This is a genomic window from Streptomyces sp. NPDC059649, assembly GCF_042734445.1.
In the GTDB taxonomy this organism is placed as follows: domain Bacteria; phylum Actinomycetota; class Actinomycetes; order Streptomycetales; family Streptomycetaceae; genus Streptomyces.
This window is the reverse complement of sequence record NZ_JBHWDV010000011.1, coordinates 1-21,873: the sequence shown is the minus strand read 5'-3', so window position 1 is coordinate 21,873 and position 21,873 is coordinate 1. Positions and strand designations below refer to the sequence as shown.

Sequence of the window (21,873 nt, the reverse complement as noted above, 5' to 3'; positions counted from 1 at the left end):
GGTGGGTGGCGGGGGTGGGTGGCGGGGGTGGGTGGCGGGGGTGGGTGGCGGGGGTGCCATGCCCTAAGGGGGCCGATGGCACCCCTGGGGCCGTACAACAAGGGCTGTCGCCCGTCAGCCCGCCGTCATCCCGTCAGATGCCCCGCCCCGAACGCGTCCGGCAGGAGCTCCGACAGGGGGCGGATGCCCGCTCGGGTGTCCACCAGGAGGTTGGGGCCGCCGTGTTCCCAGAGGAGTTGGCGGCAGCGGCCGCAGGGGACGAGCAGCTCGCCCGTGCCGTCGACGCACGTGAAGGCGGTCAGGCGGCCGCCGCCGGTGGCGAACAGGGCGGAGATCAGGCCGCATTCGGCGCACAGGCCCAGGCCGTAGGAGGCGTTCTCGACGTTGCAGCCGGTCACGGTGCGGCCGTCGTCGACCAGGGCGGCCGCGCCCACGGGATAGCCGGAGTACGGGGCGTAGGCCCGGGACATCGTGTCCCGGGCCTGCGCGCGCAGTGACTCCCAGTCGGGAGCTTGGTTCACTTGCCCTGGCCTCTTCGGTAGATCTTGCCGATCGCCTTCGGTACCCGCAGCCGCTGTGCGGCCAGCGAGAGCACCAGCAGCGTAGCGATGTACGGGGCGACACCGACGATCTCCAGCGGGACCGTGTCGGTGGTGGTGTACCACAGGGCGAGCAGCGCGGCCGCGGCCAGGCTGAGCACGGCCTGGGTGCGGTAGCCGCCGCGCACCTTCCACACCGCCAGGCCGACCAGCAGCACGGCGAGCAGGAGCAGCAGCGCGTGGACGGTGGGGCCGCCGCCGCGCAGTTGGAGCGCGTCCATGAAGCCGAACAGGCCGGCGCCCATGGCGACGCCGCCCGGCCGCCAGTTGCCGAAGATCATGGTGGCGAGGCCGATGTAGCCGCGGCCGCCGGTCTGGCCGTCCTGGTAGATGTGGACGTAGATCGCCAGGAACGCGCCGCCGAGGCCGGCCAGTGCGCCGGAGACGAGCACCGCCGCGTACTTGTAGCGGTAGACGTTGACGCCCAGCGACTCGGCCGCGATCGGGCCCTCGCCGCAGGAGCGCAGCCGCAGGCCGAAGGCGGAGCGCCACAGGACGTAGAAGGTGAGCACGAACAGGGCGGCGGTCACCACGGTCAGCCAGGAGACGTTGGTGACCAGGGAACCGGCGATACCGGCGGTGTCGGAGACCAGGAACCAGTGGTGCTGCTCGATGGAGTGCAGCCAGTCGGACAGGCCGGGGACGGTGAACGTCGGCATGTCGGGCATCGGCGGCGACTGCTTGTCGTTGCCGCCGGCCGCCGCGGCCGCGCTGCCGTCCGCGCCGAACCACAGCTTGGCCAGGAACTGGGTCAGGCCGAGCGCCATGATGTTGATCGCGACGCCGGAGATGATGTGGTCGACGCCGAAGGTGACGGTGGCGATGGCGTGCAGCAGTCCGCCGAGCGCACCGCCGATGACGCCGGCCAGCGCCGCGGCCCAGGGGCCGTGCTGCCAGCCGACCGCGCCCGCGGAGAAGGCGCCGAGCATCATCATGCCTTCGAGGCCGATGTTGATGACGCCGGAGCGCTCGGCCCACAGGCCGCCGAGACCGGCGAGGCCGATCGGGACGGCGGCGTTGAGCGCGGCGATGTACTGGCCGGACTCGGTCAGGTTGGTGGCGCCGGTGACGATCCGCAGCAGGGACAGCAGGATCAGGCTGCCGGAGATGATCAGCAGGACCTTGGGGTAGCTGAGCCGGGCCCGGGCGGTCTTGGGCTTGTGGTGCTGGGGGCTCTGGTCGACCGGAGCCGTGAGGTTCGTGCTCACGCGGACACCTCCGCCTTCTCGGTCTTGCGGGCCTGGGCGGCGAGCTGCTCGCCGACCTGCCGCTGCTGGAGTCTGAGGCCGTAGCGGCGCACGAGTTCGTAGGCGATGACGACACAGAGCACGATGACGCCCTGCATCACGCCGACGATCTCCTGCTCGTAGTCCTCGAATTCGAGCTGGGTGCCGGTGCGTTCGAGGAAGCCCCACAGCAGTGCGCCGGCGGCCATCCCGATCGGGTGGTTGCGGCCCAGCAGCGCGATGGCGATGCCGGTGAAGCCGATGCCGATGGGGAAGTCGGTGCCGTAGTTGTACGAGACGCCGAGCAGCGTCGGCATGCCGATCAGGCCGGCCGCGGCGCCGGACAGCAGCATGGAGGTGACGATCATCCGCTTGACGTTGACGCCGCCCGCCTCGGCCGCGGACTCCGACTGGCCGACGGTGCGCAGGTCGAAGCCGAAGCGGGTGCGGTTGAGGACGAACCAGTACGCGAGGCCGACGACGACGGCGACGACCAGGAAGCCGTCGAGGGGGGCGGGCTGGGTCGGGATGGTGAAGAAGTGGCTGGAGGCCGGGAGGTTCGGCGTGTGGAAGAGGTTGCCGTCCTTGACGGCGAGCCGGCCGTCCTGGAGGAAGTAGCCGATGACCGCGGCCGCGATGGCGTTCAGCATGATCGTGGTGATCACCTCGCTGACGCCGCGGGTGGTCTTCAGCAGGCCCGCGATACCGGCCCAGACCGAGCCGACCAGCATCGCGACGATGATGATCAGCGGGATCTGGAGGAAGCCGGGGAGGGTCAGCGCGCCGCCGACCACCGCGGCGAAGAACGCCGCGATGCGGTACTGGCCGTCGACCCCGATGTTGAACAGGTTCATCCGGAAGCCGATGGCGACGGCCAGCGCGGACAGGTAGTACGGGACCGCCTTGTTGATGATCCAGACCTGGCTGTCGCTCTTGGAGCCGAAGTCGGCCATCACCAGGTAGGCGTGGATCGGGTCCTTGCCGGTGGCCAGGATGATCACCGAGGTGATGGCCAGCGCCGCGACGATCGCCAGGACGGGCGCGGCGATGCCCAGGATCAGCTTGTTCTTGTCGAGCTTCTTCACTCGGACTCTCCCTCCTGGGACGAGCGCGGCTCCGGGTCTGCGGCGGTGTCGCTGTCGGAGTGGGTCAGATGGCCGCTGGCGGCGCCGGTCATGGCCGAACCCAGCTCCTCCGGGGTGATGGTGGCCGGGTCCGCGTCCGCGACGAGCCGGCCGCGGTACATCACCCGCAGGCCGTCGGACAGGCCGATCAGCTCGTCCAGGTCGGCCGAGATCAGCAGGACGGCGAGGCCTTCGCGGCGGGCGGCGCGGATCTGGTCCCAGATCTGCGCCTGGGCGCCGACGTCCACGCCCCGGGTCGGGTGCGCGGCGATCAGCAGCTTGGGGTGGTGGCTCATCTCGCGGCCGACGATCAGCTTCTGCTGGTTGCCGCCGGAGAGCGAGGCCGCGGTGACCTCGATGCCGGGGGTGCGGACGTCGTACTCGACGACTATTCGCTCGGTGTCGGCGCGGGCGGCCTTCAGGTCGAGCAGCCGGCCCTTGGCGTTGGGCTTCTCGGTGACATGGCCCAGGATGCGGTTCTCCCACAGCGGGGCCTCCAGCAGCAGGCCGTGCCGGTGGCGGTCCTCGGGGATGTAGCCGATGCCGTCCTCACGCCGGGTGCGGGTGGGGAGATGGCTGATGTCGACGCCGTCCAGCGTGATGGTGCCGCTGTCGGGGTCGCGCATGCCCATGATGGCCTCGACCAGTTCGGCCTGGCCGTTGCCCTCCACGCCCGCGATGCCCAGGACCTCGCCCTTGCGGATGGTCAGCGAGACATCGTTCAGGACGGTGCGCTCGATGCCCTCCGCGTCGGCGGTGGCCAGCCGCAGCCCCTCGACCTTGAGCATCTCCACGTCCGTGACGGTGGACTCGCGGGTCTCCGGCGAGGGCAGTTCGCTGCCGACCATCAGCTCGGCGAGCTGCTTGGGCGTGGTCTCGCCGGGGACGACGGAGGCGACGGTGGTGCCGCGCCGGATGACGGTGATGTCGTCGGCGACCGAGAGCACCTCGCCCAGCTTGTGGGAGATGAAGATGACGGTCAGGCCCTCGGACTTGAGCTCGCGCAGGTTGTCGAAGAGCGCGTCGACCTCCTGCGGGACCAGCACGGCGGTCGGCTCGTCGAGGATCAGGGTGCGGGCGCCGCGGTAGAGGACCTTGAGGATCTCGACCCGCTGGCGGTCGGCGACGCCGAGGTCCTCGACGAGGACGTCGGGGCGGACGCCGAGGCCGTAACGGTCGGAGATCTTGAGGATCTCGGCGCGGGCCTTGCCGCCGATGCCGTGCAGCTTCTCGCCGCCGAGAACGACGTTCTCCAGGACGGTGAGGTTGTCGGCGAGCATGAAGTGCTGGTGCACCATGCCGATGCCGCGGGCGATGGCGTCGGCCGGGCTGTGGAAGCTGACCTGTTCGCCGTCGATGCCGATCGTGCCCTCGTCCGGCTTCTGCATGCCGTAGAGGATCTTCATCAGCGTGGACTTGCCCGCGCCGTTCTCGCCGACCAGGGCGTGCACGGTGCCGCGGCCGATGGTGATGTCGATGTCGTGGTTGGCGACGACACCCGGGAACCGCTTGGTGATCCCGCGGAGTTCCACCGCCGGTGCCGCGGCGGGGGCGCTGTCTGCCTGGGGACTGCTGGACGCTTTGATGGCGCACTCTCCTCGGGAGCAGGGAGTGGTAAGGAAGAGCGGGGAGGTGACGATATCGCGCCAACTCCACGCTACGCGCGTAGCGTTGACGCCGAACATCGCCTTGCTGCCGGGTCGGTCCGGCGAACGGATCGGGCGCGGCGACGTGCTGGCCGCCGCGCCCGACCCGCCGAACAACTACTGCTTGGCAGGGGTGTCGCTGACCTTCACCTCGCCCGACGCGATCTTCTTCTTCGCCGCGTCGATCTTGGCCTGGATGTCCTTGATGAAACCGCCCGAGGTGGACAGCCGCACGCCGTCGTCCTTGAGCGTGTAGCTCTTGTTGCCGGTCAGCGGCTTCTTGTCATGCACGCTCTTGACCAGGTCGTACACCGCCACGTCGACGTTCTTCATGACCGACGTGAGGATCGAGTTCTTGTACTGGGCCAGGCCCGGCTGGAGGTACTGGTCGGAGTCGACGCCGATCGCCCAGGTGCCCTTCTTGCCGGCGACCGTCTCGATCGAACCGTTGCCGGACTGGCCGGCCGCGGTGTAGATGACGTCGATGCCGGCGTCGAGCATGCCCTTGGCCTTGCCCTTCGCGGCGGCCGGGTCGTTGAAGCCCTTGTCGTCGTTGGCGTAGAGGTACTCGGAGGTGACCTTCGTCTTGGGGTCGGTGTCCTTGACGCCCTGCTCGAAGCCGGCCTGGAACTTCTGGATCAGCGCGTTGTTCACACCGCCGATGAAGCCGACCTTGTGGGTCTTGCTCTTCAGGGTGGCGGCGACACCGGCGAGGTAGGACGCCTCGTTCTCGGCGAAGACCATGCCGTAGACGTTCTTGGCCTGGGAGGGGGAGTCGACGACGCCGAAGGTGGTCTTCGGGAACTGCTTGGCGACCTTGTTGACGGACTTGCCGTAGTTGAAGCCGACCCCGATGACCGGGTTGTAGCCCGCCTCGGCCAGCGACGACAGCCGCTGCTCGCGGTCCGCCTCGGTCTCGCCGTTCTTGGCGGTCATCATCTTGGACTTCACGCCGAAGTCCTTCTCGGCCTTGTCCACGCCACGAGCCGCCGCCTCGTTGAACGAGTGGTCGTCCCGGCCGCCGACGTCGAAGGCGAGTCCGATGCCCTTGTCCTTGCCACCGGCCTCGGTGGAGGACTCGCCGCAGGCGGTCAGTGAAACGGAGAGGGCCGCGGTGGCTATGCCCGCGGCAACGATCTTGGATACCCGGTGCACGAGGGGCCCCTTCGACTCGTAGCGCCTCCATTGGCGCTGATTCCGCGGAATCGTAACGCGCGTAGATGTCAGGTAAAGGGCAGGTGGAAAGCCGTTATCGATTCGAGGCGTACGGGGCCCGGACGATCTTCACGGCCGCCGTCGGGGCGATCGACGGCGGCCGGAAATGTTTGGTTCTGTCGGATCTGCCTCAGCCGTGGGGCAGCAGGGCGGCGGCGGTGAAGAGCTCCACACCGACCTGGATGGCCCGCTCGTCGACGTCGAAGTCGCCGCGGTGCAGGTCGTACCGGCCGAGCTCGCCGGGGCGCCGGACGCCGAGGCGGGCCATGGCGCCGGGGACGTGCTCCAGGTACCAGGAGAAGTCCTCGCCGCCCAGGGACTGCTCGGTGTCCTCCACGCTGTGGGCGCCGCGCCGGGCGGTCATCGCGTCCTTGAGGAGCGTCACGCTGTCGGCCTCGTTGACCACCGGCGGCACCCCGCGCACGTAGTTGATCTGCGACTTGGCGCCGTACAGCGTCGCGACCTCGTCGATGGCGGCGTGCACCATGTCCGGGGCCTTGCGCCAGGCGTCGAGATCAAGGCACCGGACGGTGCCGGACAGCTCGGCGCGCTGCGGGATCACATTGCAGATGTGCCCGGACGACAGCCGGCCCCAGGTCACGGCGAGCCCGGCCCGGGCGTCGACCCGGCGGGCGATCAGCGCCGGCACGTCGAGGGCGACCCGGGCGGCGGCGGTGACCATGTCGGTGGTCAGATGCGGGCGGGCGGTGTGCCCGCCGGGGCCGTCCAGCTCGACCTCCAGCCGGTCGCAGGCCGAGGTGATCGCGCCGGTCCGCAGCCCGATCTTGCCGGCGTCGACGCGCGGGTCGCAGTGCACGGCGAGGATCCGGCCGACGCCGTCCAGCACCCCGGACTCGATGGCGTCCGCGGCACCGCCCGGCAGCACCTCCTCGGCGGGCTGGAAGATCAGCCGCACCGGGCGGGGCAGCGCGCCGCTACGGGCCAGCCCGGCCAGCACCAGCCCGGCGCCGAGCACGACGGTGGTGTGCACGTCGTGGCCGCAGGCGTGCGCCCGGCCGGGGACCACGGAGGCGTAGTCCACGGTCTTGGTGTCCGGGATGGGAAGGGCGTCGATGTCCGCGCGGAGGGCGAGCAGCGGGGCGGTCCCGTCGCCGTACGCGGTGTCCGTGCCGATGTCACACATCAGGCCGGTGCCGGTGGCGAGTACCCGGGGGCGCAGTCCGGCCGCCTCCAGCCGCTCCTTGATCGCCGCGGTGGTCCGGAACTCCTGGTTGCCGAGCTCCGGGTGGCGGTGCAAGTCGCGGCGGAAGTCGATGAGTTCGGCACACAGCGCCTCGGGCAGCGTGCCGGGGAGCGGGGCCCCGGCGGCGGTGTCGGCGGGGGCGTCGGCGTCGTCGGAATCGCGGGACATCAGTTGGTTCACCTGTTGAAGGTTACGGCCACCGATGGGGCAACTGTCCCTCGATCAACAAAAGTTCAGCCCCTTAGGGGAAGAAAATCTAGGCCGCTCGGCGCATGGACGGTTTATGAGAGGGGTATGAAGTACGGCTTCCCGCCACGGTCCTCGCCATTCATCGCCCGGTCCGCACCGCGGTCACCGCCCCGGTCATCGCCCCGTCCGCGCCCCGGTCATCGCCCCGGTCAGCCGGTGGCCATCCGCTGTCCGAACGGAAGTCGTTGCACGTCGCGGGCGGTCCCGGTGACCCCGTCGAGGAAACCCTGGGCGCGCGGCGAAGCCTCGGCCGTCAGCCACTCCGGGTCGATGTCGCAGACCGCGACCCGGACCTGTGTACCGGCCAGGGCGAGCGGCAGGGTGTGCACGACGGTCGACGGGAAGCTGACGATCAGCCGTCCGACGGGGCCGCGGCGGGCGATGAGTTCGAGCGGCAGGTCCGGGCGGACGATCTCCAGGCCGGTCGCGCCGGCGAGCCGGTGCAGCTTGTCGGTGCTCTCGCGGCGGTGGGCGAAGTAGCGGGTGGCGCCGTGCGTACGGGCCAGGGTGGCGACCGCCGCCAGATAGCGGTCGGCGTCGACGACGCCGGTCTCCACGAGCGAGGTGCCGACGATGTCGGCGGCGCCCATGACGCGGGGCGGGCCGAACCGTGCCCGGGTCCAGGCGAAGTCGTTCCGGACGAGGTGCACACCGGGCGGGGCCTCGACGGGCATCGAGCTGAAGACGCCGACGGTGCGCCGGCCGCCCTCGGGCGGCGGGGTGAGCCGGCGGCGCGCGGTGGCGGAGAACGGGGCGAAGACCAGGTCCCGGGCGCCGCGCCCGCCGCCGCTGCGGTGCCAGCGCACCAGCCGTTCGCCGCGGGCGAGTTGGGAGATGAACTCCATGGTGGCGGTGCCGTCGTCGACCACGACCAGGTCGGGGGCGCCGGTGAGGGCGAGGAGCAGCTGGACGTAGCGGGAGAACGGGTCGCCGATGACGATCCGGCGGGCGCGGCGCAGCATCGGGGTGAGCCCGCCGATGGTGCGCAGCGGCGCGGTGGGGCCGCCGCGGGCCTCCTCCCAGCGCACGGTGTGCCCTTCGTCGCGGGCGAGTTCGGCCATCCGGCGCAGCTGGCCGCGGGTCATCGGGTCGTGCGGGGAGAGCACGACGATGGTGACCGCGGTGGCCGCCCGGCCGGCGCCGATGCCGTCCGGTGCGTCGGCATCCGATGCGGTGGCATCCGATGCGGCGGCATCCGGTGCCGCGGCGTCCAGTGCGTCGGCCTCCGGCAGTGCCGCGTGCGCCCATTCCAGGACGTTGAGCAGCTGCACCGGGCTCTCGACGAAGGCGAGGGTGCCGGTGCCGGGGGCGGCGGCGCGGGCGGTGGCACCGGCGGCTGCGGTGCGGATGCGGTGGCGCTGCCGCGGCACCCCCAGGAGACGACGGGCGGGAGTACCCGTCGTCCCCTGGGGCGGGACCTCGGCGCCTCGCGTGAACGGCGCGGCGCGGATCCCCTCAGGTGAGCTCACCTTGTCTCCCGTCGGCTGGGTGCCGGTGTCAGACTGCCGCGGGCTGGGCCTCGGAGGCCTCCGCCTCGGCGACCACGCCGGCGACCCGGCGCAGCTTCTTCATCGGGCCGAGCTCGGACTCGTAGACCTTCTTGACGCCGTCACCGAGGGACTCCTCGATGGTGCGGATGTCGCGCACGAGGCGGGTCAGGCCGCCGGGCTCGACGGAGGCGGCCTGGTCGGAGCCCCACATGGCGCGGTCGAGGGTGATGTGCCGCTCGATGAAGGTGGCGCCGAGGGCGACCGCGGCGAGGGTGGTCTGCAGACCGGTCTCGTGGCCGCTGTAGCCGATCGGGACGTTGGGGTACTCCTCCTGCAGGGTGTTGATCATCCGCAGGTTGAGCTCCTCGGCCTTGGCCGGGTAGGTGCTGGTGGCGTGGCAGAGCAGGATGTTGTCGCTGCCCAGGACCTCGACGGCGTGCCGGATCTGCTTGGGGGTGGACATGCCGGTGGAGAGGATGACGGTGCGGCCGGTGGCGCGCATGGCGCGCAGCAGCTCGTCGTCGGTGAGCGAGGCGGAGGCCACCTTGTAGCAGGGCACGTCGAACTTCTCCAGGAAGGCGACGGACTCCACGTCCCACGGGGAGGCGAACCACGCGATGCCGCGCTTCTTGCAGTACTCGTCGATGGCGCGGTAGCCGTCCTCGTCGAACTCCACGCGGTGGCGGTAGTCGATGTAGGTCATCCGGCCCCAGGGGGTGTCGCGCTCGATGTCCCACTGGTCGCGCGGGGTGCAGACCTCCGGGGTCCGCTTCTGGAACTTCACCGCGTCACAGCCGGCGTCGGCGGCGGCGTCGATCAGCGCGAAGGCGTTCTCCAGGTCGCCGTTGTGGTTGATGCCGATCTCGCCGGTGACGTAGACGGGGCGGCCGGGGCCGGCCTCGCGGTCACCGAGCTTGCGGAGGCGGGAGTTGGTGCTCATGGGAGATTCCTTCGTGTGGATAAGGGGTGTGCGGAGTGGGGGTCAGGGGGTGGGGTGGGGTGGGCTAGAGGGAGGGGCCCAGCAGCCAGCCGGCGATCTCGCGGATCGCGCCGCTGCCTCCGGGCGTGGCGGTGACGGCGCGGGCCGCGCCGCGCACCACGTCGTGCGCCCCGGCGACCGCCACCGGCCAGCCGACGAGGTCGAAGCACGGGAGGTCGTTGACGTCGTTGCCGACGTAGAGCACGCGCTCGGGCGCGACTCCGGCCTCCTCGCACCACTGCTTGAGGGCGAGGTCCTTGCGGTCGATGCCGTGCAGGACGGGCACCTTCAGCTTGCGGGCCCGGGCGGCGACGACCGGGTTGGTCTCGGTGGACAGGATCAGCAGCTTCAGCTCGGCCCGGCGCAGGGCGGCGATGCCCAGGCCGTCACCGCGGTGGACCGCGACGATCTCCCGTCCGTCGGCGTCGATCAGCACCCGGTCGTCGGTCTGGGTGCCGTCGAAGTCGAGGACGACGGCGTCGATGTCGTCGCGGGTCGGCAGCGCGCCGGGCCGCGGGGCGTCCAGCAGCGGGGCCAGCGCACGGGCGCGGGCGAGGTCGTGCGGGTCGTCGACCTCCAGCACCCGGGCCGGGTCGGTGCGGACGAGTTCGGTGCGGCCGAAGAAGCGGTGGCCGCTGGCGCGGAAGCCGGCCGCGTCCATGGCGTAGGCGGCGCCGGTCTCCAGCAGGTCCTGGGGGCGGTCCTGGCGGCGCGGCCGGAAGGACTTGTCGTGGTTGACGCCGTTGCCGCCGTCGGTGGCGGTCGCGCCGCCCACCGCGGGCTCGGCGTCGCGCCAGACGAAGCCGTGGAAGGGCGCCACGGTCAGCGCGCTGTCGGCGCCGCCCTCGACGACCGCGGCGGCCACCCCGTCGACGTCCTCGCGGACCAGGAAGGGGCTGGTGCACTGGACCAGCAGCACCGCGTCGACGGTGGTGCCCTGCTCGGCCTCGTACGCGTCCATGGCGTGCAGGACGGCGGCCTCGCTGGTGGCGGTGTCGCCCGCGATGTCGCCGGGGCGCCGGACGACGACGGCTCCGGCGCTGCGCGCGGCGGCCGCGATCCCGGCGTCGTCGGTGGAGACCACGACATCGGTGACCAGGCGGGCGGCGCGGCATTCACGGACCGCGCGGGCCACCAGGGGCACGCCCCCGACGGCGGCGAGGTTCTTGGCGGGCACGCCCTTGGATCCGCCGCGGGCGGGGATGACGGCAACCACGGTGGGTGGCATTGCGGGCTCCTTGGTCGGGCCGGGGGACGTCACAGCTGCCCCCAGCGGCGGATGGCGGGGGCGACGCGCTGGACGCCGTGGCGGTAGGCGCCGCGGGCGGCCTCGCGGACCGTCTCGCGGGCGATCCGGCGCAGTCCGCCGGTCTCCTCGGGGGCGTCGGTGTGGCCGGGGAGCGGGGCGCCCCGCGGGTCCAGGCCGTGCCGGGCGAGGATGCCGGGCAGGTAGCCGGGGGCGGTGCGCGGTGTGTAGTACGGGCGCAGCGGCGGCAGGCTCTCGGCCTCGCGGAGGGCGGTGACCCGGGCGCGGGCGGCGTCGAAGGCGCTTTCGTACTCCCCGTCGGCGGCGACTCCCTGGCGGGCCAGCCACTCCGGGTCGGGTGCCGGGCGGTGGCCGGCGTCCAGCTCGTCCCAGGAGGCCAGGCAGCCGGAGCCGAGGAAGTGGTGGTTGCCGAGGACCTCGCGGACGCCGAGGTCGGTGAGGACGGCGGTGGGGATGCCGCGGTGCAGGGACTCCAGGGCGGCGGTGGAGCTGACCGTGACCAGCAGGTCGGTGCGGTCCAGGACCTCGCCCATGTTGCCGTACACCAGGCGGCAGTTGGCGGGCAGTCCGCCGGGGATCTTGGCGGCGAGTTTCTGGTAGGGCAGTTCCTCGATGTGCGTGGTGTGCTCGCCGGGCTTGCTGCGGAGCTTGATCAGCACCTCGCGGCCGGGGTGCTGGCGGGCGTGCTCAACGGCCCGGCGCAGCAGGTACGTTCGGTCGGCGCGGTTCTCCGGGACGGAGGGCTGGGCGGCGAACACCACGGTGTACGGGTCGTGTTCGGCGGTGTAGCGGTCGCCGCCGAGGAACGGCAGGGCGCATTCGACGACGCTGTCGTCGTCGGCGCCGACCCCGCGGTAGACGGCGCGGAACCGGTCGGCGTCGTGCCGGGAGTTGGCGAGGACGACGTCCGCGCCGTGCCGCAGCAGCAGCCCGTCGGCGAGCTTCTCGTAGACCACTCCGACGTAGCCGGTGACGACCACGGGGCGGTGCTCGGCGCCCTCCCAGGCACGGGCGAGGCCGTGCAGCATCGCCTGTACCGCGCCGCCGACGCAGGCCAGCACGACGACGTCGTAGCGCGTGCGGTCGATGGTGCGCACGAAGTCGACGCCCCGGATCTCGCGCAGCGCGTCCGCCCGGGCACCGACCTCGTCGAGCTGGCGGACCGTGGGAGTGGCGCGGCCGCGGAGCAGATACCCGTCGAGGCGGATGTCCGATTGGATTCGGTACGCTGTCAAAGCGCCCCATTTCCATCGGGTATCCGAGTCGGCGAGCACGGCGACTCGCGGCGAGGAAGCGGTACGTGATGGCACGTCGAAGACGCTAGGAAGGCATTCCGTTTGTCGGGCCAACTGGGCCGCAACAAAGGGTTAACAGCGGGTCGACGAATGGCGAACCGGCCCGATTACCGGCCTGGTTAACCATCCCGCCATTCTTCGTTCACCCCGGTGTCCCCACCGCGTAAAGACGAATGCCGGACCGGCACCTAACGTCACCCGGGTGGTTAAGCTCTCCGTCATCGTGCCGTTCTACAACGTGCAGACATACGCGCCCGACACCCTGAAAAGCCTCGCGGCCAACGCCCGTGACGACTTTGAATTCCTGCTCGTCGACGACTGTTCGCGCGACGAGACCCCGGAGATCCTTGCGCGCGCCGAGCGCGAGCTGCCGGGCGCCAGAGTGCTGCGGCACGAACAGAACGGCGGCCTGGCCACCGCCCGGAACACGGGCCTGGACCAGGCACGCGGGGAGTACCTCACCTTCCTCGACGGCGACGACTGGCTGGCGCCCGGCTACTTCACCGAACTCCTCGGCGCGATCGAGGAGTTGGGGTGTGACTTCGTGCGCACCGATCATGTCCAGTGCACCGCCAGGGCGCGCACCGTGCACCGTGTCCCGCACGGCCGGCGCGGGGTGGTGATGGATCCGCGCGACATGATCCTGCCCGCGGACCGCTCCACCTCGGTCGACTACGCCTACGCCTGGGCCGGGATCTACCACCGCCGGCTGCTGGACGACGGGGTGCTGCATTTCAAGGACGGTCTGCGCACCGCCGAGGACCGGCCGTGGATCTGGCGGCTGCACCGCGAGGCGAAGTCCATGGCGGTGGTCGGCCTGCTCGGCGTTTTCTACCGGCGCGGGGTGGCCTCCTCGCTCACCCAGATCGGCGACGTGCGGCAATTGGATTTCATCCGGGCATTCGACCAGGTGATCGAGGAAACCGCACAAGATCGCGATGCGGACCGGCTGCTGCCGAAAGCGGTCCGGACCTATTGCGCGATCATTTCCCACCATCTCGGTTCGATCGAACGATTCGAGCCGCAGGTGGCCCGTAAATTGCGTTCGATGAGTGCCGCGGCCATGAAACGCATGCCGCAGGACGTACTGAAGGAAGCCCTGGATTCCATGGATGTGCAGCGTGCGTCCCGACTGCGGCGGCTGCGCCGTCGTCCGGTCCCTGCCGAGGTGGCCGCCTGATGCCCACCCGAGCCCGCACCCAGATCTTCGTCGCGTCCACGCTGTACGGGGCGGCGACGCTCGCCGCGGCGCTGGACGCCGACCGGTTCGCGCCGGCCGGCCGCCGGCTGCTGCTGCTCAGCAACAACGCCACCACTCCGGAGACCACCGCGTCGCTGGACACCATGCCCGGCTTCGAGCGGCTGCGCGGCCGCTTCGACCGGGTGCTGTCGTGGAACGACACGATCAGCCCCTTCCACCCCGGCGGCTGGTCCCCGCGCGCGGACGACGTCCCGCTGTGGGAGCGGTACCTGCGGCTGCTGTGGGGCCTGGGCGACGACCAGGTCGAGCTGGTCGTGGAGTCCATCCAGGTCAATCCGGCACTGGCGATCGCCCAGCTCTTCCCGGACGCGCCGATCGAGGTCTACGCGGACGGGCTGATGAGCTACGGCCCGACCCGCAACAAGCTCGACCCGCTGGTCGGCACCCGGATCGGCCGGCTGCTGCACCTGGACCTGGTGCCGGGCCTGTCGCCGCTGCTGCTCACCGAGTTCGACGTACCGGCCGAGACCGTCCCGACCGACGCCTTCACCAAGGTGCTGTCCGAACTCGGCGAGGTGAGCGGCGAGTTCGACGTGCCCGAGGGCGGGGCGCTGCTCCTCGGCCAGTACCTCTCCGCGCTGGGCATCCTCACTCCCGAGGAGGAAGAGGAACTGCATGTGCGGATGGTGCGCGGCGCCGTCGGACGCGGGCACCGCGAGATCGTCTTCAAGCCGCACCCGTCCGCGCCGGCCCGCTGGTCGCGGCTGCTGGAGCGGGAGGCGGCGAAGCTGGACGTGACGCTGACCGTGCTCGACAGCCCGGTGCTGGCCGAGGTGGTCTACCAGCGGATGCGGCCCGCGCTGGTCGTCGGCTGCTTCTCCACCGCCCTGCTGACCGCGGCCACCTTCTACGACCTGCCGGTCGCCCGCACCGGGACCGATCTGCTGCTGGAGCGGCTGACGCCGTACCAGAACAGCAACCGGATCCCGGTGACGCTGGTGGACGCCCTGGTCCCCGATCTGGAGGACACCGGCGGGCAGCGGCGTACGGTCGCCACCGCGGCGTCCGTCGAGGGGCTGGTCGCCGCGGTCGGCTATGCCATGCAGCACCAGATCTACCCGGGTCTGCGGCCGGACGCCGAGCGCTATCTCGCCGCCCACCTCGACGCGCGGACCTGGCGCTACTTCAAGCGCCGCCGACTGACCGCGCTGGCGCTGCCCGGTGCGATCCCCTCCCAGCTCTCGTTCCTCCCGCGCAACGCCGCGGTCCGCCGGGTCGCCCGCCGGGCCCGGGCGGTGCAGCGGCGGCTGAAGAAGCGGGCCGTCTTCGGATGACGACGACCCCGCCGCTGGCGACCGGCGCGCCACCCGTCGCGCCGGATCTCGTCACCACCGCCCCGCAGCGCCTGATACGACGGCGCAGCCGTGACGGAGGACCGTCCCGGCTGCGCGCCCTCGACGGGCTGCGGCTGCTGGCCGCCCTGATGGTCGCCGCGTACCACTACGGTGGGCGCGGCGGCGAGATAGCCGGGGCCTGGGGCGGCTCCCCGGCCCATCAATTCCCCACGCTGGCACCGCTGTTCGCCTACGGCTGCCTGGGTGTCCAGATCTTCTTCGTGATCAGCGGGTTCGTGATCTGCCTGTCCGGCTGGGGCCGGACCCTGCGGGCCTTCATCGCCTCCCGCATCTCCCGTCTCTACCCCGCCTACTGGGCCGCGATCCTGCTGGTCACCGCGGTCTTCGCACTCCCCTTCGTCGCCTACAAGGCGCTCGCGCCCAGCGAGGTGCTGACCAACCTCACCATGCTCCAGCAGCCGCTCGGCGTGCACCGGGTGCTCGGCGTGTGCTGGACCCTCTGGGCGGAGATGCGTTTCTACGCGCTCTTCGCGCTCTGCGTCGTCCTGCCGGGCGCCACCCGCGGCCGGGTGGTCCTCTTCTGCGCCGGCTGGACGCTGGCCGCCGCGCTGGCCCAGGCCGCGCACCAGCCGCTGCTGGACGTCGTCCTGATGCCGGAGTACGCACCGTTCTTCATCGGCGGCATCGGACTCTACCTGCTGCACCGCTACGGCCCGCGGGACCCGGTCGCCTGGGCGATCGTGCTGGTCAGCTGGCTGCTCGGGCAGCACTACGCGGTCGCCGGGCTCTGGCACGCCGCGTCGGTGCACGCCTTCTCCTACCGCTCGACGGCCGGCATCATCGCCGTCGTCACCCTCGGTTTCGTGCTGGTCGGGGCGGTCGCGCTGGGCGCCCTGCGGTGGGCGGACTGGCGCTGGCTGACCGTCGCCGGCGCGCTCACCTACCCCTTCTACCTGGTCCACGAGCACCTGGGCTGGGTCGTGGTGCGGGCCCTGCACCGCACCCTCGGCATACCGTCCGCCGGCACGCTGATCCTCACGGTCGGTCTGATGCTGCTGCTGGCGTGGGTGCTGTACCGCTGCGTGGAGCGCCCCTTGACGCCCCGTCTGAAGCGGGCGCTCGACCCGCGGCGTTGATCACCTGCCGGCCCGGGCCTCCGGGCCGGCCGTCGCCTCGATCCCCGCGAGGATGATCCGCAGGCCGGCCTCGAAGCTGCGGTCGAGGTCACCGAACATCTCCCGGCCGGCGCGCGCCGCGAGCGGATAGCGCTCGCCCAGATTCTCCTCGCGCTCGTCCAGGTCGTAGGCGGGGTCCCGGGCCTCCGGCCGGCCGGGCTCCGGGTGCACCGACTGCTCCTCTATCACCAGCCCGATGGTGAAGTTGTACGCGGTCCACCACGCGTGCGCCGCCTCGCCCAGCGTGAATCCGGCCGCGGTGAGCCGGCGCAGGAAGCCGTCGAACGGCTGGGCGTAGCTGGTGTCCGTCATCCGCGTCCCGCTGAAGACCTTCCCGCCGTCGCGGTAGCCGAGGAGTTCCCGGCGCAGCCTCCGGCAGGTGGTGAGCAGGACGTCCTGCCAGGTCCCGTCGTGGCCCGGCCCGTCCGCCCCCTGCCCCATGAAGGGCGCGGCCATCCGCCGGAACATCTCGGTGGCCATCTCGTCGAGCAGTTCCTGCTTGTTCTTGAAGTGCCAGTAGAGCGCGGGGGCCTGGACGTTCAGCTCCTTGGCGATCCTCCGCAGGGTCAGGCCGTCCAGGCCGACCTCGTTCAGCAGCCGCAGGGCGGTGGTGACCACTTGTTTTCGGTCGATGCGCGAAACCATGTTGACAACTTAACACCGTTAAGGCGATCCTCGGAAGCATGGAACTTAACAGCGTTAAGGACATGAGCGGCCAGCCGGAAACCCTCCCCGCGGCCGTCGACGTACTGATCGCCGGAGCGGGCCCGACCGGCCTCGCACTGGGCATCGACCTCGCCCGCCGGGGCGTGCGCGCCCTGATCGTCGAGCGGCAGGACCGCCTCTCCCCCGGCGCCCGCGGCACCGGCCTGCAGCCGCGCACCCAGGAGGTCTACGAAGACCTCGGGGTGCTGGACGCGATCCGCGCGGCCGGCGGCGACTACCCGGTCACGGCCCGCTGGGAGAACGGCCGGATCATCGGCACCGAGGTGATGATCGAGCGGGTCGATCCGACGCCCGCCACCCCGCACTCGAACGCGATGATGGTGCCGCAGTTCCGCAACGTGGAGCTGCTGCACGAACGGCTCACCGAGCTCGGCGGCAGCGTCCTCCTCGCCACCGAACTCACCGATTTCACCCAGGACGCGGACGGGGTGACGGCCCGTCTCCTCAGTGCCGACGGCACCCCGCACTCCGTACGCGCCGCCTATCTGGTCGCCGCCGACGGCGGGCGCAGCACGGTCCGCCGGGCGCTCGGCACCGGGATGAGCGGACCGGGAGGACTGGAGCTGGAGCCGGGCGCCGCCCTGCTCGCGGACGTCCGGATCAGCGGCCTCGACCGCGACCACTGGCACCGCTGGGAACTGCCGCAGGGCGGTTTCGTCGCCCTGCTCCCGCTCGCCGGCACCGACCTCTTCCAGGGTGTGATCGCGGCCTTCGGCGAGGCCCCGGACAGCTCACCCGAGACGGTCCGGGCGGCGCTCGCGGCACACACCCACCTCACCGCCGAGCAGATCACCGACGTCGTCTGGACCTCCGTCTTCCGGCCCCGGGTCGGCCTCGCCGACACCTACCGCACCGGCCGGGTCTTCCTTGCCGGTGACGCCGCGCACATCCACTCGCCGGCCGGCGGCCAGGGCCTCAACACCAGCGTCCAGGACGCCTACAACCTCGGCTGGAAGCTCGGCCAGGTGCTGCGGTACGGCGCGCCGGACACCCTGCTCGACACGTACGAGGCCGAGCGCCGCCCGATAGCCGAGCGCATCCTCGACACCAGCACCCGGCTGCACCGCACGCGCTCGCTGCGCCGCGGCCGCGACCTGCACCAGCTCGACATCGGCTACCCCGACGGCCCGCTGACCCGGGAGCTGCGCACGGGCCTGCCGGAGAACGCCCTGCGGGCCGGCGACCGGGCGCCCGACGCCCCCTGCCACACCCCCGACGGCAAGGCCGTCCGGCTCTTCGACGTCTACCGGGGCCCGCACTTCACCCTGCTCGTCCTCGGCGACACCGACCTCGACGCCGCCGCGCTGCCCGCCGATCCGGCACTGCTGCGGATCGTCCGCGCCGGCGGCCCGGACCCCGATCTGATCGACACCGACGGCCACCTCCGCGCCGCCTACGGGGACGGCCCCGCGGCCCTTCTCGTCCGTCCGGACGGCTACCTCGCCCTCGCCGCCCCGGCCACCGACGCCACCACCGCGGTGGCCGCCGTCCTCGCCACGTACACCGGCACACCCACCCCGCAGCCGGCCGCCTGACCCGCGGTCCCTGAGCGCGCGAGGCCGTACGAGCGGGAACTCCGCTCGTACGGCCTCGCGCCGGGAACGGGCACCTGAGGGGGGGGAGGCACCCGGGGCGGGAGGGGTCCGCCCGAAAGGTCCACGGCCGGCGGCTACACGACCAGGGAGAGCAACAGCACGCACCCGATCCCGACCACCGAGATCAGCGTCTCCATCACCGACCAGGTCTTCAGGGTCTGCCCGACGCTCATCCCGAAGTACTCCTTGACCAGCCAGAATCCGGCGTCGTTGACATGGCTGAAGAACAGCGAGCCGCAGCCGATCGCCAGCACCAGCAGCGACACGTGAGGGGTGCTCAGGTCCGCGGCGAGCGGCGCCACCAGACCGGCGGCCGAGATGGTCGCCACCGTCGCCGAGCCGGTCGCGAGCCGGATGGTGACCGCGATCAGCCAGGCCAGCAGCAGCGTCGACAGATGCCAGCCCTTGGAGACGTCCAGGATCATCTGGCCCACACCGCAGTCCACCAGCGTCTGCTTGAAGCCGCCGCCCGCGCCGACGATCAGCACCACCCCGGCGATCGGGGCGAGCGACTTCTCCACCGTGGCCGCGGTCCGCCCGCGGCTGAAACCGGCCGCCCGGCCGAGCGTGAACATCGCGACGATCACCGCGGTCAGCAGCGCGATCAGCGGCGACCCGATCACGTCGAAGACCCGCTGCACACCGGCCTCCGGATCGTCGACGACCACGTCCACCAGGGCCTTGGCCAGCATCATCACGACCGGCAGCAGCACGGTGGCCACGGTGATCCCGAAGCCCGGCCGCTTCTCCAGGTCGTCCGAGGCCCTTTCCGGGGTCATCTTCTCCGGCGGGCTGATGTCCACCCAGCGGGCCGCGTAACGGGAGAACAGCGGGCCCGCGACGATCGCGGTCGGCACGGCGACGACCACGCCGAGCGCCAGGGTGATGCCGAGGTTCGCGCCGACCGCGTCGATCGCCACCAGCGGGCCGGGGTGCGGCGGGATCAGCCCGTGCATGACGGACAGTCCGGCCAGCGCCGGGATGCCGATCCGCATCAGCGAGAAGTTGCCGCGCTTGGCGACCAGCAGGACCACCGGGATCAGCAGCACGATGCCGACCTCGAAGAAGAGCGGCAGCCCCACGATCCCGGCGATCAGCACCATCGCCCAGGGCATCGCCCGCCGGCTCGACCGCGCCAGGATCGTGTCGACGATCTGGTCCGCGCCCCCGGAGTCGGCGAGCAGCCGGCCGAGGACGGCACCGAGCGCGATCAGCACCCCGGTCCCGGCGACGGTCGTCCCCAGCCCCGTGGAGAAGCTGGCGATGACCTTGTCGAGCGGTGCCCCGGCCACCGCGCCGAGCACCAGCGAACCGATGATCAGCGACAGGAAGGCGTGCAGCTTGAACTTGGTGATGAGCAGGACGATGGCGGCTATGCCGGCCAGGACGGCGATGCCCAGCTGTGCGTGACCGGCCGAGGTGATCGGCACGGTCGCGTCCGCTGCGAGCATCTCGACGCTGAGATGGGACACGGCGCTTCCCTTGGTTGGACGGGAGGGGGGACTTGGGTGAGCGGGTGGGGAAGAAGGGGGCTACCCGGCGGAGGCGGCCAGCGCACGGAGCGCGGCCACCGCCCGCCCGGCGATCTGCTGCGGGGTACCGGAGACATCGACCGCGACGCCCGCCTCGTCCGGCCCGAGGGGTTCGAGCGTGGCGAACTGCGAGTCGAGCAGCGCGGTCGGCATGAAGTGGCCCTTGCGCTCGGCCATCCGCGCCTGGATCAGCGCGCGGTCACCGGTCAGGTGCAGGAAGACCAGGCCCGGGGCGGCGGCCCGCAGCCGGTCCCGGTAGGCCCGCTTGAGCGCCGAGCTGCTGACCACGCCGCCCCGCCCGGCGCGGTCGTGCGCCCAGGCGCCGATCGCGTCCAGCCAGGGGCCGCGGTCGGCGTCCTCCAGCGGGATACCGGCCGTCATCTTGGCGATGTTGGCCGGGGGATGGAAGTCGTCGCCCTCGGCGTACGGGACGCCCAGTTCGGCCGCCACCAGCGGGCCGATGGTGGTCTTGCCGGTGCCGGCCACGCCCATCACGACGATGACGTCAGGGGCGGCGTCGGGAGTGCTCATCCCGGGTTACCTCACTGTCTTCCTTGACCCGTGCCCCCACACTGAAGCCCATTACATACGACGTATTCAAGAGTCTGTGATGCAAACGTCATACTTAATTGGCCGGGATGCGGGAACGTACCCTTACCCCATGGAGAACGAGGGGAAGGGCCTGCACGGCCGCGTGCTGGAGGCCCTCGGGCCCGAGATCACCGCGGGCGACCACCCTCCGGGCACGGTCCTGCGCACCGACGAACTCGCGCAGCGCTTCGACGTCTCGCGCACGGTCATCCGCGAGGCGATCCGGGTCCTGGAATCCATGCAACTGGTCGCCTCCCGGCGCCGGGTGGGGGTCACCGTCCGCCCCACCGAGGAGTGGAACGTCTACGACCCGCGCGTCATCGGCTGGCGACTGGCCGGCCGGGACCGCCCCCGCCAGCTGCGCTCACTGACCGTGCTGCGCTCGGCCGTCGAACCCATCGCCGCGGGGCTCGCCGCCGAGCACGCCACCCCCGCGCAGTGCGCCGAACTCACCGAGCACGCGATGGGCATGGTCGCCACCTCGCGCGGCCAGCAACTCGACGCGTACCTGGTCCACGACGTCGCCTTCCACCGGGTGATCCTGACCGCCTCGGGCAACGAGATGTTCGCCCGCCTCGCGGACGTCGTCGCGGCCGTCCTCACCGGCCGCACCCACCACCACGTCATGTTCACCGACCCCGACCCGGCGGCGGTCACCCTCCACGTCCAGGTCGCCGAGGCGGTCCGCACCGGCGACGCGGACACCGCGGAGCGGCTGACCCGCGAGATCACGACGGGGGCCATGGCAGAACTGGACGTCCTCGCGCCGTAGTTGGGCCTTCCCACGTACCTGGCCGCTGCGCTTGGCGGCGCCTCCCACGTACCTGTCTGTCCCGCCACGGGTGTTGCCCGCCGTTGCGCCTGCGGCGGGCTGGGTGGTGGTCGGGTGCGGTGCCGGCCCTCCAGACTTCGTCCTCCGGTCCAGCCCCTCCCGTTGGGGGAAAAACGATCGGACCGTGGGAGTGCCCGTAAGGGAGCGCGCGCCGGCCTAGAACAGCGGCTGCTGGCCCGGGAACGGCGGCTCCTCGGGGTCGAAGAGCCGCTCTGCGGGGGCCATCAACGGTGCGATCCGGCGTGACCCCGGGCAGGAGATCAGCTCCAGGCCCGTACGCCGCCCCGGCGGATCATGCCGGGCGAAGCGGCCGCCGACCACGGCGATCTCTCGGACACAGACGGGGCACGCACGGCGGGGACTGGACATGCGTCCATTGTTCCCTCCCGCGTACCTGGCCGTCCCGCCGCGGGGCGTCTCGCCGTAGCTCCCCCACTGCCTAAAGGGCGTGGGAGGTGCCCCCAGCGGCGGGCGTGGTGTTGTCGGGTGCGGTGCCGGCCCTCCAGACTTCGTCCTCCGGTCCAGCCCCTCCCGTGAGTAGGAGGTGAGAGCTCAGTGGGGGCTGGCCTGAT

At 71.6% G+C, this 21,873-nt stretch carries 19 protein-coding genes; 5 read left to right on the top strand and 14 right to left on the bottom strand.

From position 1 onward, the window contains the following. Window positions 1-125 precede the first annotated feature (125 nt). The 10 genes from ACFV1J_RS15120 to ACFV1J_RS15075 all read right to left on the bottom strand — a co-directional run bounded on the left by ACFV1J_RS15120 (window position 126) and on the right by ACFV1J_RS15075 (window position 12,273). Window positions 126-521 (bottom strand): cytidine deaminase, encoded by a 396-nt coding sequence (locus tag ACFV1J_RS15120; protein WP_385857976.1) that lies wholly within the window; start codon window positions 519-521, stop codon window positions 126-128. Then, on the bottom strand, window positions 518-1,807 hold the full coding sequence (locus ACFV1J_RS15115) for an ABC transporter permease (RefSeq protein ID WP_385857974.1): 1,290 nt from the start codon (window positions 1,805-1,807) through the stop codon (window positions 518-520). The genes ACFV1J_RS15120 and ACFV1J_RS15115 overlap by 4 nt, the downstream gene beginning before the upstream one ends. Beyond that, the gene (locus ACFV1J_RS15110) at window positions 1,804-2,910 is read right to left on the bottom strand and encodes an ABC transporter permease (protein WP_385857972.1); all 1,107 of its coding nucleotides are present in this window, start codon (window positions 2,908-2,910) and stop codon (window positions 1,804-1,806) included. Before ACFV1J_RS15110 ends, ACFV1J_RS15115 begins: the two co-directional genes overlap by 4 nt. After that, window positions 2,907-4,535, bottom strand: coding sequence for an ABC transporter ATP-binding protein (locus ACFV1J_RS15105; RefSeq protein WP_385858246.1), 1,629 nt, complete (start codon window positions 4,533-4,535; stop codon window positions 2,907-2,909). The genes ACFV1J_RS15110 and ACFV1J_RS15105 overlap by 4 nt, the downstream gene beginning before the upstream one ends. Before the next feature lie 177 nt (window positions 4,536-4,712). Further along, a complete protein-coding gene (locus ACFV1J_RS15100) occupies window positions 4,713-5,750 on the bottom strand; it encodes a BMP family protein (protein WP_385857970.1) in 1,038 nt (345 codons plus the stop codon). Between the two features lie 190 nt (window positions 5,751-5,940). After that, on the bottom strand, window positions 5,941-7,182 hold the full coding sequence (locus tag ACFV1J_RS15095; RefSeq protein WP_385857968.1) for an amidohydrolase: 1,242 nt from the start codon (window positions 7,180-7,182) through the stop codon (window positions 5,941-5,943). Between the two features lie 230 nt (window positions 7,183-7,412). Then, window positions 7,413-8,612, bottom strand: coding sequence for a hypothetical protein (locus ACFV1J_RS15090; protein WP_385858244.1), 1,200 nt, complete (start codon window positions 8,610-8,612; stop codon window positions 7,413-7,415). Between the two features lie 148 nt (window positions 8,613-8,760). Beyond that, window positions 8,761-9,693, bottom strand: coding sequence for an N-acetylneuraminate synthase family protein (locus ACFV1J_RS15085; RefSeq protein ID WP_385857966.1), 933 nt, complete (start codon window positions 9,691-9,693; stop codon window positions 8,761-8,763). Between the two features lie 64 nt (window positions 9,694-9,757). Beyond that, window positions 9,758-10,960, bottom strand: a complete 1,203-nt coding sequence (locus ACFV1J_RS15080) for a cytidylyltransferase domain-containing protein (RefSeq protein ID WP_385857964.1) — start codon at window positions 10,958-10,960, stop codon at window positions 9,758-9,760. Between the two features lie 29 nt (window positions 10,961-10,989). Further along, window positions 10,990-12,273 carry a DUF6716 putative glycosyltransferase gene (locus ACFV1J_RS15075; RefSeq protein ID WP_385858242.1) on the bottom strand — a complete coding sequence of 428 codons (1,284 nt, stop codon included), beginning with the start codon at window positions 12,271-12,273 and terminating at the stop codon, window positions 10,990-10,992. Window positions 12,274-12,496: 223 nt separating this feature from the next. On the opposite strand from ACFV1J_RS15075, the gene ACFV1J_RS15070 reads away from it, so the two are divergent. Genes ACFV1J_RS15070 through ACFV1J_RS15060 form a run of 3 tightly spaced genes read left to right on the top strand, consistent with a single transcriptional unit; the run spans window position 12,497 to window position 15,986 of the window. Then, window positions 12,497-13,474 carry a glycosyltransferase family 2 protein gene (locus tag ACFV1J_RS15070; RefSeq protein ID WP_385857962.1) on the top strand — a complete coding sequence of 326 codons (978 nt, stop codon included), beginning with the start codon at window positions 12,497-12,499 and terminating at the stop codon, window positions 13,472-13,474. Further along, complete coding sequence (locus ACFV1J_RS15065; RefSeq protein WP_385857960.1) at window positions 13,474-14,829, top strand: alpha-2,8-polysialyltransferase family protein; 1,356 nt, start codon at window positions 13,474-13,476, stop codon at window positions 14,827-14,829. Before ACFV1J_RS15070 ends, ACFV1J_RS15065 begins: the two co-directional genes overlap by 1 nt. After that, window positions 14,826-15,986 (top strand): acyltransferase family protein, encoded by a 1,161-nt coding sequence (locus ACFV1J_RS15060; RefSeq protein WP_385857957.1) that lies wholly within the window; start codon window positions 14,826-14,828, stop codon window positions 15,984-15,986. Before ACFV1J_RS15065 ends, ACFV1J_RS15060 begins: the two co-directional genes overlap by 4 nt. On the opposite strand, the gene ACFV1J_RS15055 is transcribed toward ACFV1J_RS15060, so the two are convergent. Next, complete coding sequence (locus tag ACFV1J_RS15055) at window positions 15,987-16,670, bottom strand: TetR/AcrR family transcriptional regulator C-terminal domain-containing protein (protein WP_385857955.1); 684 nt, start codon at window positions 16,668-16,670, stop codon at window positions 15,987-15,989. 62 nt (window positions 16,671-16,732) lie between these two features. On the opposite strand from ACFV1J_RS15055, the gene ACFV1J_RS15050 reads away from it, so the two are divergent. After that, entirely contained in the window at window positions 16,733-18,286 is a 1,554-nt protein-coding gene (locus ACFV1J_RS15050) for an FAD-dependent monooxygenase (protein WP_385857953.1), read from the top strand. 134 nt (window positions 18,287-18,420) lie between these two features. Here the strand turns inward: ACFV1J_RS15050 and ACFV1J_RS15045 are convergent, their stop codons facing one another. Next, window positions 18,421-19,818 carry a gluconate:H+ symporter gene (locus tag ACFV1J_RS15045; protein ID WP_385857950.1) on the bottom strand — a complete coding sequence of 466 codons (1,398 nt, stop codon included), beginning with the start codon at window positions 19,816-19,818 and terminating at the stop codon, window positions 18,421-18,423. 60 nt (window positions 19,819-19,878) lie between these two features. Further along, window positions 19,879-20,409: a gluconokinase gene (locus tag ACFV1J_RS15040; protein ID WP_385857947.1), complete on the bottom strand. Its 531-nt coding sequence runs from the start codon at window positions 20,407-20,409 to the stop codon at window positions 19,879-19,881. Between the two features lie 130 nt (window positions 20,410-20,539). On the opposite strand from ACFV1J_RS15040, the gene ACFV1J_RS15035 reads away from it, so the two are divergent. Beyond that, on the top strand, window positions 20,540-21,241 hold the full coding sequence (locus tag ACFV1J_RS15035; protein WP_385857945.1) for a FadR/GntR family transcriptional regulator: 702 nt from the start codon (window positions 20,540-20,542) through the stop codon (window positions 21,239-21,241). A gap of 216 nt (window positions 21,242-21,457) precedes the next feature. On the opposite strand, the gene ACFV1J_RS15030 is transcribed toward ACFV1J_RS15035, so the two are convergent. Continuing rightward, window positions 21,458-21,670 (bottom strand): hypothetical protein, encoded by a 213-nt coding sequence (locus tag ACFV1J_RS15030; protein ID WP_385857942.1) that lies wholly within the window; start codon window positions 21,668-21,670, stop codon window positions 21,458-21,460. Window positions 21,671-21,873: the final 203 nt, after the last annotated feature.

What these genes read in the sequence shown, in the direction of transcription:
- ACFV1J_RS15095 (WP_385857968.1), bottom strand. Translation starts at nt 7,182, where the DNA reads ATGTCCCGCGATTCCGACGACGCCGACGCCCCCGCCGACACCGCCGCC.
- ACFV1J_RS15085 (WP_385857966.1), bottom strand. Translation starts at nt 9,693, where the DNA reads ATGAGCACCAACTCCCGCCTCCGCAAGCTCGGTGACCGCGAGGCCGGC.
- ACFV1J_RS15080 (WP_385857964.1), bottom strand. Translation starts at nt 10,960, where the DNA reads ATGCCACCCACCGTGGTTGCCGTCATCCCCGCCCGCGGCGGATCCAAG.
- ACFV1J_RS15065 (WP_385857960.1), top strand. Translation starts at nt 13,474, where the DNA reads ATGCCCACCCGAGCCCGCACCCAGATCTTCGTCGCGTCCACGCTGTAC.
- ACFV1J_RS15060 (WP_385857957.1), top strand. Translation starts at nt 14,826, where the DNA reads ATGACGACGACCCCGCCGCTGGCGACCGGCGCGCCACCCGTCGCGCCG.
- ACFV1J_RS15055 (WP_385857955.1), bottom strand. Translation starts at nt 16,670, where the DNA reads ATGGTTTCGCGCATCGACCGAAAACAAGTGGTCACCACCGCCCTGCGG.
- ACFV1J_RS15050 (WP_385857953.1), top strand. Translation starts at nt 16,733, where the DNA reads ATGAGCGGCCAGCCGGAAACCCTCCCCGCGGCCGTCGACGTACTGATC.
- ACFV1J_RS15040 (WP_385857947.1), bottom strand. Translation starts at nt 20,409, where the DNA reads ATGAGCACTCCCGACGCCGCCCCTGACGTCATCGTCGTGATGGGCGTG.
- ACFV1J_RS15035 (WP_385857945.1), top strand. Translation starts at nt 20,540, where the DNA reads ATGGAGAACGAGGGGAAGGGCCTGCACGGCCGCGTGCTGGAGGCCCTC.
- ACFV1J_RS15030 (WP_385857942.1), bottom strand. Translation starts at nt 21,670, where the DNA reads ATGTCCAGTCCCCGCCGTGCGTGCCCCGTCTGTGTCCGAGAGATCGCC.